This is a genomic window from Streptomyces albus subsp. albus, from assembly GCF_000725885.1.
GTDB lineage: Bacteria > Actinomycetota > Actinomycetes > Streptomycetales > Streptomycetaceae > Streptomyces > Streptomyces albus.
This window is the reverse complement of record NZ_JODR01000050.1, coordinates 1-15,106: the sequence shown is the minus strand read 5'-3', so window position 1 is coordinate 15,106 and position 15,106 is coordinate 1. Positions and strand designations below refer to the sequence as shown.

At 75.3% G+C, this 15,106-nt stretch carries 12 protein-coding genes; 9 read left to right on the top strand and 3 right to left on the bottom strand.

The annotated features are described in order from the left end of the window. From IO40_RS0132200 to IO40_RS0132190, 3 genes are all read left to right on the top strand, one after another. Positions 1-1,206 (top strand): PP2C family protein-serine/threonine phosphatase (locus IO40_RS0132200; RefSeq protein ID WP_031176639.1); only part of this gene is annotated, 1,206 nt, incomplete at its 5' end. 124 nt (positions 1,207-1,330) lie between these two features. Next, positions 1,331-2,689 carry a vWA domain-containing protein gene (locus IO40_RS0132195; protein ID WP_016469006.1) on the top strand — a complete coding sequence of 453 codons (1,359 nt, stop codon included), beginning with the start codon at positions 1,331-1,333 and terminating at the stop codon, positions 2,687-2,689. A 78-nt stretch (positions 2,690-2,767) separates the two neighbouring features. Further along, entirely contained in the window at positions 2,768-5,038 is a 2,271-nt protein-coding gene (locus tag IO40_RS0132190; protein ID WP_031176638.1) for an FHA domain-containing protein, read from the top strand. A 67-nt stretch (positions 5,039-5,105) separates the two neighbouring features. On the opposite strand, the gene IO40_RS0132185 is transcribed toward IO40_RS0132190, so the two are convergent. Further along, positions 5,106-6,092 (bottom strand): mechanosensitive ion channel family protein, encoded by a 987-nt coding sequence (locus tag IO40_RS0132185; RefSeq protein WP_016469004.1) that lies wholly within the window; start codon positions 6,090-6,092, stop codon positions 5,106-5,108. A gap of 276 nt (positions 6,093-6,368) precedes the next feature. Here IO40_RS0132185 and IO40_RS0132180 point away from each other — a divergent pair, with 276 nt between their 5' ends. The 6 genes from IO40_RS0132180 to IO40_RS0132155 all read left to right on the top strand — a co-directional run bounded on the left by IO40_RS0132180 (position 6,369) and on the right by IO40_RS0132155 (position 12,865). Beyond that, positions 6,369-6,908, top strand: coding sequence for an HNH endonuclease (locus IO40_RS0132180; RefSeq protein ID WP_016469003.1), 540 nt, complete (start codon positions 6,369-6,371; stop codon positions 6,906-6,908). Positions 6,909-7,273: 365 nt separating this feature from the next. Next, positions 7,274-7,555, top strand: coding sequence for a hypothetical protein (locus IO40_RS0132175; RefSeq protein ID WP_016469002.1), 282 nt, complete (start codon positions 7,274-7,276; stop codon positions 7,553-7,555). Beyond that, positions 7,555-9,735, top strand: coding sequence for a 4-alpha-glucanotransferase (locus IO40_RS0132170; RefSeq protein ID WP_031176637.1), 2,181 nt, complete (start codon positions 7,555-7,557; stop codon positions 9,733-9,735). The genes IO40_RS0132175 and IO40_RS0132170 overlap by 1 nt, the downstream gene beginning before the upstream one ends. Before the next feature lie 100 nt (positions 9,736-9,835). Next, positions 9,836-11,530 carry an alpha-L-fucosidase gene (locus tag IO40_RS0132165; protein WP_106967486.1) on the top strand — a complete coding sequence of 565 codons (1,695 nt, stop codon included), beginning with the start codon at positions 9,836-9,838 and terminating at the stop codon, positions 11,528-11,530. Between the two features lie 47 nt (positions 11,531-11,577). Beyond that, positions 11,578-11,814, top strand: a complete 237-nt coding sequence (locus IO40_RS0132160) for a hypothetical protein (RefSeq protein WP_016468999.1) — start codon at positions 11,578-11,580, stop codon at positions 11,812-11,814. Between the two features lie 163 nt (positions 11,815-11,977). Continuing rightward, entirely contained in the window at positions 11,978-12,865 is an 888-nt protein-coding gene (locus IO40_RS0132155) for a hypothetical protein (RefSeq protein WP_031176635.1), read from the top strand. A 62-nt stretch (positions 12,866-12,927) separates the two neighbouring features. Here the strand turns inward: IO40_RS0132155 and IO40_RS0132150 are convergent, their stop codons facing one another. Further along, positions 12,928-14,070: a serine hydrolase domain-containing protein gene (locus IO40_RS0132150; RefSeq protein ID WP_016468997.1), complete on the bottom strand. Its 1,143-nt coding sequence runs from the start codon at positions 14,068-14,070 to the stop codon at positions 12,928-12,930. Between the two features lie 11 nt (positions 14,071-14,081). Continuing rightward, positions 14,082-15,106 (bottom strand): DMT family transporter (locus IO40_RS0132145; protein ID WP_425264245.1); only part of this gene is annotated, 1,025 nt, incomplete at its 5' end.

Genomic DNA, 15,106 nt, shown 5'->3' with positions numbered 1-15,106 from the left:
CCCCCGCCGCCCCCTCCGCCGGGCGCCCCGCAGCCGCCCGCCGGGCCGGCACCGGGTGGCCCCGGGGCGGCCCCGCACCCGCCGGCGGCGCACGAGCCGGCCGGACCCGTGACGGGCCCCGCACCGCCGGCCGGTGCCGCGCCCGGCCCCCGGGCGGAAGGCGTGCCGTACCCGGACGGGACAGCACGGCAGGGCGTACCCGGCGGTCCCGTACCCGGCGCGGCGGAGGCGGCCTCCGGACCGGCCGGCGACGGTCTCGGCCCCGTCGTCGAGGACGGGCCGCCCGACGGGCCCGAGACACTCGCCCCGACCTGCGTGGCCTGCGGGACCGGCGCCATCGACGACGACGGCTACTGCCGGCACTGCGGCCACAAGCAGCCGCGCGACCGCGACCACATGGAGTCCGAACTCGGCACCGTCGCGGCGGCCAGCGACCGGGGCCTGCGCCACCACCGCAACGAGGACTTCTACGCGATCGCCGAGACGACGACCCCGCAGGGCGCACCCGCCACCGTCGCCGTCGTCTGCGACGGCGTCTCCTCGGCCACCCGCCCCGACGACGCGTCGGCAGCCGCCGCCGAGGCGGCGAGCACCGCCCTGTGCACGGCGCTGCCCGACGGCCGGCATCCCCAGGAGGCCATGCACGAGGCTTTGGTGGCCGCCGCCGAGGCGGTCGACGCGCTGGCGGCGGACACCCCGCCCGAGCCGTCGAAGAACGCACCGGCGTGCACCGTCGTCAGCGCGCTGTGCGCGGACGGTGTGCTGACCGTCGGCTGGATCGGCGACAGCCGCGCCTACTGGGTGCCCGACGACCGCTCGGCCGCTCCCGTCCGGCTGACCGAGGACGACTCGTGGGCCGCGCAGATGGTCGCCGCCGGGCTGATGAACGAGGCCGAGGCGTACGCCGACCCGCGCGCCCACGCCATCACCGGCTGGCTGGGCGCCGACGCCTACGAGATCGACCCGCACACCGCGTCGTTCCGGCCCGAGGAGGCCGGTGTCGTCGTCGTGTGCACGGACGGGCTGTGGAACTACGCCGAGTCGGCGGAGGAGATGGCCGCCGCCCTCCCGCCGGACGCCGCCGCGCGTCCCCTCCAGTGCGCCCGGCACCTGGTGGGCTACGCCCTCGACGGCGGGGGCCACGACAACGTGACGGTGGCCGTCGTCCCGTTCCCGGCACCGCGGGGAGGGGCAGTATCGGCCTGACCGCCGGCACGTCGCGGGGGCTCGGGCCGGCGTCGGCCCGAGGACGCCAGGGGGGAAGCACGGCACGCACTTCCACCCGCCCCTTTGTCTACTTGTCGTCACAGGACACACAGGAGCGGAAGAGATGGCCAATTTCGCGAAGTCGCACACGCCGCACTTCTCCGTGGACGTCTACCAGAACGCCTATCTGCCGGAGGGCGCCCGCGAGGTGAACGCGATCGTCACCGTCACCTCAACCGGCGGCGGCACCACCGGCGGCGTGCCGCTGCCGGGGCCCGGGACGGTGCCGCACGCCGCACCCGGTGCGGGCCCCGACGCCGCGGTCGTCGTCATGGTGGACTGCTCCGGCTCGATGGACTACCCGCCCACCAAGATGCGCAACGCCCGCGAGGCCACCGCGGCGGCCATCGACACCCTGCGCGACGGCGTGCGGTTCGCCGTCGTGGCCGGCACCCACAAGGCCGTCGAGGTCTTCCCCGGCAACGGCGCGCTCGCCGTCGCCGACGCCACCACCCGCTGGCAGGCCAAGGACGCGCTGCGCGCCCTGTCCGCCAACGGCGGTACGGCCATCGGCACCTGGCTGCGGCTGGCCGACCGGCTGCTGGCCTCCGCCGACGTGACCATCCGGCACGGCATCCTGCTCACCGACGGCCGCAACGAACACGAGAAGCCCGAGGAACTGCGGGCCGCACTGGACACCTGCGCGGGCCACTTCACCTGCGACGCACGGGGAGTCGGCACCGACTGGGAGGTCAAGGAGGTCACCGGCATCGCCTCCGCGCTGCTGGGCACCGCCGACATCGTGGCCGATCCGGGCGGGCTGGCCGCGGACTTCACCCGCATGATGGAGAACGCCATGGGCAAGGAGGTCGCCGACGTGGCGCTCCGCCTGTGGACGCCGCAGGGGTCGCGGATCCGCTTCGTCAAGCAGGTGGCACCGGCCATGGAGGACCTCACGGACCGCCGTACCGAGGCGGGCCCGCGCACCGGGGACTACCCGACGGGGTCATGGGGGGACGAGTCACGTGACTACCACGTCTGTGTGGAGGTGCCGGCCGCCGAGGTCGGCCGGGAGATGCTCGCCGCCCGTGTCTCGCTGGTGCTGCCGGCCCCCGGCGGCGGCACCCCGCAGACGCTGGGGCAGGGGCTGGTGCGGGCGGTGTGGACCGATGACATGGTCGCCACGACGGCCATCAATCCGCAGGTCGCGCACTACACCGGGCAGGCGGAACTGGCCCAGGCCATCCAGACCGGACTGGAGCTGCGGAAGGCTGGGGACGAAGCGGGCGCAACGGCGAAACTGGGACGAGCCGTACAGCTGGCCGCCGCCTCGGGGAACGCGGATACGGCGAAACTCCTTTCGAAGGTGGTCGACGTGGTGGATGCCGCGACCGGTACTGTTCGACTGAAGACGAGGGTCGCCGAGGCCGACGAGATGACGCTGGAGACCCGGTCGACCAAGACCGTCCGGGTCACGCGCTAGCCCCGCCGGCGCGACGGCCCGCCATCCCGTACCCCCGGGTACACAACGAGCAGGAGCACGGAGGGGGAGGCACTCACCATGCCGACTTGCCCGAACGGCCACCAGTCCGCGGCCGACGACTGGTGCGAGGTCTGCGGTCACCGCATGACCGGCGCACCGGAGTCGGCCGCCGGGGCCGTACCGACGCCCCCTCCGCCGGCCGGCGCCTCCGGGGGCTACGGCTATCCCGCCCCGCCCGGACCACCGCCCGCACCCGGCCCGGACCAGCGCGGTCCGGGCGGCCAGGGCGGCCAGGGCTACGGCTACCCCGGCCCCGGCGCCAGCGGTCCCGGCCCCGGGGCGCCCGGCGGTCAGGGCGGGCCCGGCGCCGGAGCCGGACGGCCCGAGCTGTGCCCCCAGTGCGGCACACCGCGCGAGTCCCAGGCACCCTTCTGTGAGGAGTGCCGCTACAACTTCCTCACCCACACCCCCACCGCCTACGCGCCGCCGCCCCCGCCCCGCTCCGAGGCGCCGGGCGCCCCGGGAGCGGGCGGCTTCCCCGCCGGGTACCCCGGCGGCCCGGAGGGTCAGGGCGGCCAGGGCTCCGGCCCCGACGCCCCGCGCGGCGCGGGCGGCTCCGGCGGACAGGGCGGCTTCGGACCGCCGGCATTCGGCGGCCAGGACGGCTCCGGGGCCCGGCGTCCCGACGGCCCCGCAGGACCCGGGCCCCAGGGCCCCGGCTCCGGCGCGCCCGAGGTCCCGAGCTGGCCGGGCCCCTACGGATCGTCCGGTGGCCCGGACGGCCCCAGCCCCTACGGCCGGGGACCGGGCGGTCCCGAGAGCCGCGGCGGCCAGGGCTCCGGCCCGGGCGCCCCGGAAGGCGCCCGGACCCCTGACGCCCCGGGCGGTCCCACGGGCCACGGCCCCGGCGGCTTCGGCCCGCCCTCCGGCGGCCCGGCGAGCAGCGGCGGCGGCTTCGGCCCGTCGTCCGGCGGCGCGGGCGGCCCCGGTGGTCCGGGTGGCTTCGGTGCTGACCGGGGCGGTTCCGGGCAGCCCGGCGGTCCCGGTGGTTTCGGCCCGTCGTCCGGTGGGCCCGAGGGTGCCGGCGGTCCGGGTTTCCCGAACCACGGCGGTCCGGAGGGTCCCGGCGGTCCGGGCGCCCACGGTCCCGGCTCGCGTGAGGGCGACGGCCCTGACGGCCCCGCCACCCACCGTTCCGACCCGGGCCGGCCCGGAGGCCCCGGCGACCAGGGCCACGGCGCCGGCGGCCCGGCCGGTCCCGGCGGCTTCGGCCCGTCGTCCGGCGGCCAGGAGAGCGGCGGCGGCTTCGGCCCGTCCGGCGGCGCGGGCGGCCCCGGGGGGCCGGGTGGTTTCGGCCCGTCGTCCGGTGGGCCCGAGGGTGCCGGTGGTCCGGGTGGCTTCGGTGCTGACCGGGGCGGTTCCGGGCAGCCCGGTGGCCCCGGTGGTTTCGGTCCCTCGTCCGGTGGCCCCGAGGGTGGGGGCCCCGGTGGGTTCGGTCCGGGGCCGGGCGGCTCCGAGCGGCCCGGTGGTGCGGGCTTCCCCGGTCCGGGCGGCCCCGGCGGGGGCGAGCGGCCCGGCGGTTCCGGGTTCCCGGGCCAGGGCGGAGCCGAGGGGCCCGGCGGTCAGGGCTTCGGTCCTGGCGGCCACGGTTCCCCGGCCGGTCCGGAAGGGCGTGATGCTTTCGCTCCGGCACAACCCGGCCCCGAGGGCCCGGGCGGGCCCGGCGGCCCGCACGGGTTCGCCCCGCAGCCCGGCCCGCAGGGGCCGGGCGGTCCAGGGGGCTTCGCCCCGGGCGGCCCCGGGGAGCACGGCGGCGAGGCGTACGCGGGCGGTTCGGACTGGGAGCTGACCCCGCCCGGGCCCGACGGCGGGCAGGCCGGTCCCGGTGCCGCGCCGGAGGGTCACCACGGGATGCCGCCCGCCCCGGAGTACGGGGCGCGGGGCGGAGCCTGGACGGCGATGATCGGCCCGGACCGCGAGTACTTCGCGGCGATGATGCAGCGCAGCGGCCCGGAAGCCGCGTCGCTGAGCCTGCCGGCGTACGGGGCGGAGCAGCAGCTGCCGCTGACCGGTCCGCAGGTGACGATCGGGCGCCGCCGGGCGTCGACGGGGGAGGCGCCGGACATCGATCTGGGCCGCCCGCCGGAGGACCCCGGGGTGTCGCACCAGCACGCGCTGCTGGTGCAGCAGCCGGACGGTTCCTGGTCGGTCGTCGACCAGGACTCGACCAACGGCACGACGATCAACGGCGCCGAGGACCCGATCCAGCCGTTCGTGCCGGTGCCGCTCAAGGAGGGCGACCGGGTGCACGTGGGGGCCTGGACGACGATCACGCTGGTGCGCAGGTAGCCGGCGGTCCCGCCGGCCGGGGCACCGGTGTGGGGCGGGCGGACGGTGGTGACCGTCCGCCCGCCGCTCATTTCTCCAGGGCGAGGGGCGCGTGCCCGCTCCCGGCGGCGAGCGACTGCTGGTCCACGATCCGGATGCCGCGTGCGTCGAGCGCCTTCTTGATGCGCCAGCGCAGCTCGCGCTCCGCGCTGAGGCTCTTGTCGGGCATGGTCTTGACGGAGACGCGGAGGGTCATGGCGTCGAGGGTCACCTCGTCCAGGCCGAGGACCTCGACGGGCTCCCACAGGATCTCGTCCCAGGGGCTCTCCTTGCCCATGGCGGTGCCGGCCTCCTCGATGGCGGCGCGGACCTCGTCGAGGTCCTCGTCGGCGCGTACCTGGACGTCGACGGCGGCCATGGCCCAGCCCTGGCTGAGGTTGCCGATGCGTTTGATCTCGCCGTTGCGGATGTACCAGATCTCGCCGCCGTCGCCGCGCAGTTGCGTCACGCGCAGGCCGATCTCCATGACGACACCGGAGGCTTCACCGGCGTCCACCCGGTCGCCGACTCCGTACTGGTCCTCCAGGAGCATGAACATGCCCGCCAGGATGTCCATGACCAGGTTGCGGGCGCCGAAGCCGAGTGCTACACCGGCGACACCGGCGCTGGCCAGCAGTGGCGCGAGGTTGATGCCGAGGCCGGAGAGCACGGTCAGCGCGGCGGTGCCGAGGATGACGAACGAGGCGACGCTGCGCAGGATGGAGCCGATCGCCTGGGAGCGCTGCCTGCGGCGCTCGCCGCTCACCAGCAGTCCGCGCAGCGCGTTGCCGCTGTCGACGATCTCCGCGCGGCGGTTCATCCGCGTGATGAGCTGGGTGATCGCGCGCCGTATCACGTAGCGCAGCACGACGGCCACGACGCAGACGAAGACGATGCGCAGGCCGGTGGCGAGCCAGTCCGACCAGTTCTCCTGGACCCATCCGGCAGCCTCGCCCGCGGTGTCCTGGGCGTCCTCCAGCGTGGTCGGCGGCTGCGGACCGTCGGGGGAAGGAGAGGCGCTGAGCAGCCAGTACACAGGGTTGACCTTCCGTGCGAGTCACATGTGTCAGGCACACGAACGGATGACTTCACCACACTAACGGCGCAGGGACTTCACATGTGGTGCCGAAGAGCAGTATGGGGCCAGCTGTTCGAGGGAGGAGCGTGATCCGGCGGGGGAGGTATCCGGTGTGGTCCAAAACACGCTCTGCTCCGTGCTCGGTCGTGGTGGCGAAGTCACCAGGGCACGGGACACACTGAGGGGAGATCGTCACGGCGCGAGCCACGCGCCGCCGACGTACAAGGAGGCACCGTGCCGCATGTCCTGGTCCTCAACGCGTCGTACGAGCCGCTCGGCGTCGTACCGCTTCGCCGCGCGCTCGTCCTGGTCCTCAACGAAAAGGCGGTCAGCCTGGAGGACTCCGGCGCCCTGATGCACAGCGCGACCCGTGTCATACCCGCCCCCAGCGTCGTCCGTCTCAAGCGGTTCGTGAAGGTGCCCTTCCGGGGCAGTGTTCCCCTCACGCGCCGCGCACTGTTCGCCAGGGACGGCGGCCGGTGTGCGTACTGCGGTGGCGTCGCAACCAGCGTCGACCACGTGATCCCGCGCAGCAGGGGCGGGGCGCACGCCTGGGAGAACGTCGTGGCGGCCTGCCGCCGCTGCAACCACGTGAAGGCCGACCGCCAGGTGGCCGAGCTGGGCTGGCGGTTGCGCCATCAACCAGCTCCGCCGTCGGGCCTGGCCTGGCGGATCATCGGCACGGGGCACAGGGACCCGCGCTGGCTGCCCTACCTCCAGCCATACGGCGCGGACGACGATGTGGCCCGGATCGACGGCAGATCCACTGCCTGAGATCCGGGCCTTGTCGTTCCCGCGGCGTTCCGTAGCGGCGGACGTGCGGGGTGCGGTGGCCGTCCGTCCTCGGGCGGGTGATCGTGGGGTGCGGTGGTCGGTGCCGGTGCACCGGCCGCCGCGCCCCGTGCCGTTACGCGGCGGGGGAGGGTGTGCGCCCGGTGTGGTCCTCGACGGCTCCGTAAATCCTGGCGTGGACTATCCGTTTTGCCCCCTCGTTCTCCGCCTCGAAGCGGGGGTGTTCGGCGAATCATCGCGGAAAACGGTGTGACCTGGGCCACGTTCTGCATTCCTGTACGTCTGCCCGCCGGGAGCGTGGGTAGGGGCGAGACCTGTCCGCTTCTCGTCAACGAACGGAGGCCCCCGTGGCCGCGTCCGCTGAACTCCTGCTGTCCGCACTCACTCCGCTCCCCCAGCAACGGGCACTCTCCAAACCAGGGCACGAGCCGGTAGACCTGTCCGGTGTGTCCGACCCCGACTCCGGACTCGACGGCTCGTGCACCTGCGGCTGTGCCGACGCCCCGCTCACCAGTGAGCCGCCGTTGGCCGACGCCGTACCGCTGACCAGCGAACCCCCGCTCGTCGGGGCCCCACTGACCAGCGAACCCACCGGGGTCGGCTACGGCACGGAGCCCGCGGAGATCTGATGACTCCGCTGGCGCGGCTCGCCGCCGCCCACGGCGTCTCGCTCTCCCACCGCCCCTCGCCCGGCCGCCGGGTGCGCGCGGGCCGGGAGACCGTCGTCGCCGTGCTCGCGGCGCTGGGCGTCGACGCCTCGACGCCGGCCGCCGTCCGTGCGGCGCTGGAGCGGCACGCCGAGGACAGCCGCCGGCTGCTGCCTCCCACCGTCGTGCTGCGCTCCGGCGCACGCCCGGGGCCGGACGGACAGCTGCCCGGGTTACCGGGGTTGTCCGGCTCACCCGGGCCGTCCCTGTCGACGGGGCTGTCCGAGGTGTGCGAGAAGTCCGGGCTTCCCGAGGGGACCGCACTGCGGGTGGTCACCGAGAGCGGTGATGTCCTCGGCCGGCAGTCCGGCGCCGAGCTGCCGCCGGGAGTGCACACCCTCTGCGCACAGGCGCCCGGTGAAAGACCCGTGCGCAGCACGCTCGTCGTCGCCCCCGGCGCCGTCCCCGCACCGCGCACCCGCACCGGCCGCAGCCGCGGACCGGGCCTGCTGGTGCACCTCCCCGGCCTGCTGTCGAGCCGCTCCTGGGGCATGGGCGACCTGGCCGACCTCGGCGACCTCGCGAGCTGGGCCGGACGCTGCCTGGACGCCGACTTCCTCCAGCCCGGCCCGCTGCACACCGCCGTCCCCGCCCCGACCGGCGGGCACACCGCCCTCTCCCCGTACCGCCCCTCCTCCCGCCGCTTCCCCGACCCCGTCCATCTGCGCATCGAGGACATCCCCGAATACGCCTATCTGGGGCTCGAGGAGCGGCGCCGCGTCGACGCGCTCGCCGGCCGGGCCGCGGCTGCTCGGGAGGGCGTGCTGAACGGGGAAGCCCACCTGGACCCCGACGCCGTACGGGACCTCAAGCTGCGGGCACTGGAACTGGTGCGCACCGTGCAGCTCAGCCCCGGACGCCGCGCCGCCTACTGCGACTTCCTCGCCGCGCGCGGCCAGGCACTGGAGGACCACGCCACCTGGTGCGCCTTCGCCGAACGGTACGGCCCCGACTGGCGCTCCTGGCCCGCCGGTCTGGACGACCCCCGCTCCGCACGCACGGCACGCGAGCGCGACGACCACCTGGAGCGGATCGACTTCCACTGCTGGGCCGCCTGGCTGACCGACTGCCAGCTGGCCGCCGCCCAACGCGCCGCGCGGGACGCGGGTATGGCCGTCGGCCTGGTGCACGAGGCGGCTGCCGGAGTCCACCCCGGTGGCGCCGACGCCTGGGCCCAGCAGGATGTCCTGGCACCTGGCGTCAGCCTCGGAGCCCCGCCCACCGCCGGCGCCCCGGGCGGCCTGGACCACGGGGTGCCGCCCTGGCACCCCGGCGCGCTGGCCCGCACCGGGTACGGGCCCTGGCGCGAGGTGCTCGCCGGGCTCTTCCGGCACGCCGGCGCCGTACGCATCGACCACCTGGGGCACTCCCGGCAGTGGTGGATACCCGAGGGCCGCCCGCCGTCCGAGGGCGCCTGGGTGCGGTACGACGCCGAGGCACTGTGGAGCGTCCTGGCACTGGAGGCGCACCGCGCCGGGGCCGCCGTCATCGCCGGGGACCCGGGTGCGGAAGAGCCCGGCTTCCGCGAGGACCTGGCCGCCCGGCGCGTGCTGGGCACCCGTGTGCTGTGGTGCGAGCGGGACGGCGGCCCGTCCGAGGGTGCGGGCCCGGTCGCACGGCCCGTGCCGCCCGAGCGGTGGCCGGCCGACTGCCTGGCGACCGCCGCCGGCCCCGAACTGCCGGGCTGCGCGGCGCGGCTGACGGGCAGCCACGTCCGGCTGCTGGACGGGCTGGGGCTGCTGCGGCGCCCGGCGGCACAGGGACGGGCGGCGGAGGCGGCCGGACTGGCCGAGTGGTTCCGGCTCTTCGCACGGCTGGGCCTGCTGCCCGAGGGGCGGGGTGACGAGGAGGGCGAGATCAGGGCGGTGCACCGCTTCCTCGCCCGCACCCCGGCCCGGCTGGTCGGCGTGTGGCTGCCCGATGCCGTGGGGGACCGGCGTCCCGTTCGGGTGCCCGGCACCACGACGGAGTACCCCAACTGGCGCCTGCCGCTGGCCGGTCCCGACGGACGACCGCTCTCGCTGGAAGAGGTGACGGCCTCCTCCCGCGTCCGCCGTCTGATCGAGGCCCTGCGGGAAGAACTCCGCGCCACCGCCCAATAGATCGGACCTATCACTTCTCACCTCGCCCGTGCTGCGGGACCATGCCTCCGGTCACGCGAAGAGATCCGACCTCTCACGGGAGTGGGGAAGGGGAGGGGACATGGCGAGACGGCGAACGGGGCGGGGGCGGTCACTGGTGTGCGGGGTGGTGCTGGCCCTGGCGGGAGCGCTGGCGGCCGTGCCCGCGCCGTCCGCAGGCGCCGCGAGCGCAGCCGAGGGGGCGCCGGACGGGTGCCAGGAGCCGGTGCGGCCCGCGTCGCAGATGAGGGTCGAACCGTGCGACAGCCCGGACCGCATCATCGAGAAGGCCGCCAAGACGGTGCCGACGGCCGCGCAACTGGCGTGGCAGCAGCGGGAGGTGACGGCCTTCACCCACTTCGGGATGAACACCTTCACCGACCGGGAGTGGGGCTCCGGCGCCGAGGACCGCGCGCTGTTCGACCCGCGGCACCTCGACTTCGACCAGTGGATGCGGGCCTACAAGGCGGCGGGCGCAGAACAGGTGATGCTGACGGCCAAGCACCACGACGGCTTCACGCTGTGGCCCAGCCGCTACACCGGCCACTCCGTGAAGAACTCCCCCTACGGGCGGGACATCGTCGGCCAGTACGTGCGGGCGGCCCGCAAGGCGGGACTCAAGGTCGGCGTCTATCTGTCCCCGGCGGACGGCGCCGAACTCCCGCACGGCTGGCACAAGAAGTGGCTGGCACGTCTCGCGGCGAAACAGGAGGCGGGGGAGCCGCTGACGACCGTCGAGCGGACGGCGCTGGAGGATGGCGGCCCGCCGGCCGGCCGGGGCCGCTACGGCAACGGCAGCGCCCCGCGCACCCGCACCATCCCGACACTGGTGCCGGGCGACGACCGGGCGCGGGCCGTCGCGCAGGGACGCCTGCCCAGCTTCCGGGTGAAGGTCGACGACTACGACGCCTACTACCTGAACCAGGTGTACGAGATCGTCACCCAGTACGGCCCGCTGGACGAACTGTGGCTGGACGGCGCCAACCCGTGGCGGGACGCGGGCGTCACCCAGGAGTACGGCTGGCAGGAGATCTTCCGCGCGCTGCACCTGATGGCGCCCGGCACCCCCGTCTTCGGCGGCCCGCAGGGCGTGCGCTGGGTCGGCAACGAGCGGGGGGTCGCACGGGAGAGCGAGTGGAGCGCGACCCCGTCGGCTGTCGATCCGTGGACGGCGTACGCGGGCGGCCTGCCCAACGACTCCACCGACGAGGACATCGGCTCCCGCGCCCGGCTGCTGGACGGCTCGGTCCGGTACCTCCAGTGGTACCCGGCGGAGGCGGACGTCTCGATCCGGCCCGGCTGGTACCACCACCCCGGCCAGCGGCCCAAGAGCGCCGCCGAACTCCTGGACCTGTACGAGAAGAGCGTGGGCCGCAACGCTTCGCTGCTGCTGAACGTCCCACCGGGCCGCGACGGGCGGATCGACCCGGCGGACGTCGCGGAACTGACGGCGTTCGGCAAGGCGGTGCGCCGCATCTACGGCACCGACGTGCGCGCGGCCGGCGGAGCGGGCACCGGCGGGCCGTACACCTTCGACCGCGTCGTGCTGGGCGAGGACCTGCGGGCCGGGCAGCGGGTGGAACGGTTCACCGTCGAGGCCCGGCAGGACGGGAGGTGGCGGCGGATCGCCTTGGGCACGACCGTCGGACACCGCCGCATCCTGGCGCTGCCCGCCCCGGTGACCGCCGACCGGGTGCGGGTACGGGTCCTGGAGAGCCGGGCCGAGCCGCGGCTGCGGCCCGTCACCCTGCACCGATGGCGGCCCGCCGTCCGATAGGCCCACCCCGGCGCGCGGGCCGTTCACCCGTCCGCTATGTTGGCTGCGTGAGCAACAAGGTCAACAAGAACGCCCTGCGCGCCGGTACGGTCACCGCCGGTGCGGCGCTGATGATGCTGCTGTCGTCCCCCGCCTTCGCGCTCACCCGCGACGACGGCGACGACCCGGGACCCGGCCTGAGCGTCGGGGAGACGCTGGGGCTGTACGTCGCCATCCCGATCCTGCTTTTCCTGGTGATCGCCGGGCTCGTCATGCTCGGCGACCGGCGCAAGAAGCACCACTGACACGCGTCACCGACGCCCTCGCCCCGGCGCAGCGGCGGCAGACCGCGTGCCGGGGCCTCATCGGCTCTCGAACTGCCGTGCATGAGCACTGAGTTGTCCGCGTTAGGCGACAGCTTTGTCACACGTGGTGCCAGGCCGCGGGTCACGGGGAAGTGGCCCCAGCATGACGCACGAGGTACCACTGCCGCCCCGTACCGGTCTGCCCACCAGTGAGGAACGCCTGCGTGCCGCGCTGCGGTACGCGCACAGTGACGCGGCGGTGCCGCCCGGAACCTCCAGAACGCCCGACCGGGCGATGATCACCGGACTGGCCGCGCTCGCCCTGCACTGCTTCTCCGCCGCGCCCTCGCTGCTCGACCTCGACCGCATCGACGTGCTCGTCCCCGATCTGGGCGGGCCCGCCGCCCGCGCCCCGCTGCCGGTGGCCGGTCCCGCCGCCCGTCTGGTGCGCACCCGGATCCTGCCCGAGCCCGAGGAGATCACCGGGCTGCCCGTGGCTCCCGTCGCCCGCGCGCTGGCCGACGCCGTGCCGGGCCTCACCGACGTCGAGCAGGTGCGGCGGCTGCTGACCGAGGCGGTGCGCGGCGGGTACTGCGAGCCGCAGGCCGTCGTACGGGAACTGACCCGGGCCCGGCTGCTGGGGCTGCCGCACATCGCGGACGCGGTGGACAGCCTGCTCGCCGAGGGCCGCGCCCTGGCCGAGGGCCGCATGTACGAGATGGTGCTGCTGCACGGGCTGCCCGACCCTTGCTGGAACGTCGAACTCCGCGCGCCCGGCGGCCTGCACATCGGCACCGTCGACGCCTACTGGCCCGAACACGGCGTCGCCCTGGAACTCGACGCGCGCCCCCCACGGGCCGACGCGGTGGCGGCCTGGGACGCCTGCGCCCGCAAGCGCGAGCGCCTGGAGGAGTTCGGCATCACCGTCGTCCACGTCACCCCGGACAAACTGCGGGACGCCCTCGCCCAGCAGGCCACCGTGGTCCGCACCGCCCTGATGACCTCCGGCGAGCGCGAGCCTGCCTGCGACGTGGCGGTTCTTCCGCGCTGAGGCGGCACGGCGTGACCGCTCTCCCGCGCCGAGGCCCCGGTACGCGTCCGGGGGAGCGCCGTTCAGCCGCAGAACTCCGCGTCCACCAGCCGGCGGGTGCCGGCCCAGTCGCCGTTGACGTTGAAGGCCGCCGCGTGGGTGCCGTCCACCGTGGTGAACACGGCGGTGCGGGAGCCGTGGATGGTGCCCTCGTGGCCCCACAGCGTCACCCCGCACGGCAGGGTGCGCTCGGTCAGGCCCAGCCCGTAGCGCTCGGCGGCACCGGCCGGACGGGTCGTCTCCATCTCGCGCAGCTGCCGCGGCGGCAGCAGACCGCCGGTGACCAGGGCGCGGGCGAACCGTGTCAGGTCGCGGCCCGAGGAGATCATCTCGCCGGACGCGCCGGCCAGCGAGGGGTTGAGCGAGGTCACGTCGTACACCCTCGGGTGGGGCCCGGCGGTGTGGAGGGTCGAGTAGCTCCTCCCGTGCCGCCCGGGAATCCGGGTCGAGGTGCCGGGCAGCGAGGTGTCGCGCAGCTTGAGGGGGCGCAGGATGCGGCGTTCGATCTCCCTCGCGTAGGAGTGTCCCGTCACCCGCTCGATCACCATGCCGGCCAGCAGGTAGTTGGTGTTGGAGTAGGCCCACCGGGCGCCGGGCCGGAACAGCGGCTCGCGGTCGAGGGCGGGCCGGGCCAGCGCCTGCGGGGTGTGCGTGTCCCAGCGGCGGGTGAGGAAGGCCGGCGAGAAGTAGGCGCGGCGCACGGCGGGGCCGGCGGTGTAGTCGGGGATGCCGCTGGTGTGGCCGAGCAGGTTCCGCAGCGTCACGGTGCTCCGGGAAGCGCCGATGGCCGTGCCGTAGCCGCCCAGCCGGGAGGCGGGCAGCCACCGGCCCACCGGGTCGTCCAGCCGCAGCCTGCCCTCCGCCTCCAGCTGGAGCAGCACGGTGGCCACGAACGGTTTGGTCAGACTGCCGATGCGGAACCGTTCCCCGGCCGACCGCGGGCGGCCGGTCGCACGGTCGGCGACCCCCGCGGCGCCTTCCCACGGCCCGGCGCCGTCCTCCACCCTGGCCACCGCACCGGGCACCCGGTCGCGCTCGACGACGGTTTCCAGCGCGGCGCGGGTGGGCGCGTGGCCCCGGTCGGCGGCGGTGGACGAATCCACCGCCAGCCCGCACACGGTGAGGACGGCGGTCAGTCCGCTCAGGAGCGCACGCGGCAGGGCCATGTGCGGTGACTCTAATGATCACGCCGTCCGGTGTGCCACACGGCGAGCACGACCAGGGCGCACCCGGCGAACTGGGTCACCGTGGGCCGTTCGCCCAGGAAGGCGACACCCAGCACGAGGGCCAGCACGGGCTGGAGCAGCAGCAGTGCGGCGCTGGTCGCCGGCGCCAGCCGGGACAGTGCCGGCCCCAGCAGGATGAGCGAGAGCACCTGCCCGAACAGTGCCATGAGGGCCAGCCAGCCGAACGGGCCCCAGCCGGGGAGGGGCTGGATTCCCGTCCACAGGGCGCCCAGTACGCCCGAGGTGACGGCGGCGGACAGGGTGGAGACGCACACCGGGTGCACGGTGTGCGGGCCTCCGCCGCCCAGCCGGGTGAGGAAGAGATAGCCGGCGTAGGCGACACCGGCCGTGGCCCCGTAGACGATGCCGGTCACCGGGCTGGTGCCCGGTTCCGGATCGCCGATCGCGCCGCTGGCCAGGGCGACGCCGACCAGCAGGAAGGGCAGGGCGAGCCAGTAGCGTCCGCCCGGCCGGGTGCGGGTGAGGGCCAGGGCCAGCAGCGGGAAGACGGCGATCTGGAGGTTCAGCAGCACGGTGGCGATGGCCGAGCCCACGTCGTGGATGCTCTGGGCCCAGAAGACGAAGTCCACGCCCAGCAGTGCGCCGGCCGCGACGTCCAGCAGGGGACCGCGCCCGCTCCGGGGGCCGAGGCGGCGCCGCTCGACGAGGGCGAGCGGCACCAGCGCGACCAGGGCCAGCAGACAGCGCAGCGAGGCGGCCGTCCCCGCGGTGACGTCCGCGAGCTTCACGAACATCGCGGAGGCGGAGACGCACGCCGAGGAGACGACGGCGAGGAGCACCGGATTACGCCCGGCCAGCCCGCCACGCCCCCGGGCGCGGCGGGGTGGGGGAGCGGGGGCGGTGGGCGTGCGGCGGGCGGTGGAGGGGATGGCGGAGGCGGGGTCGGTGGTGGCGTGGTCGTTCGGTGCGCGGCCGGTGGGGGGCCGGCCGGCGGGGGAGGCGACCGTGGTGGCGG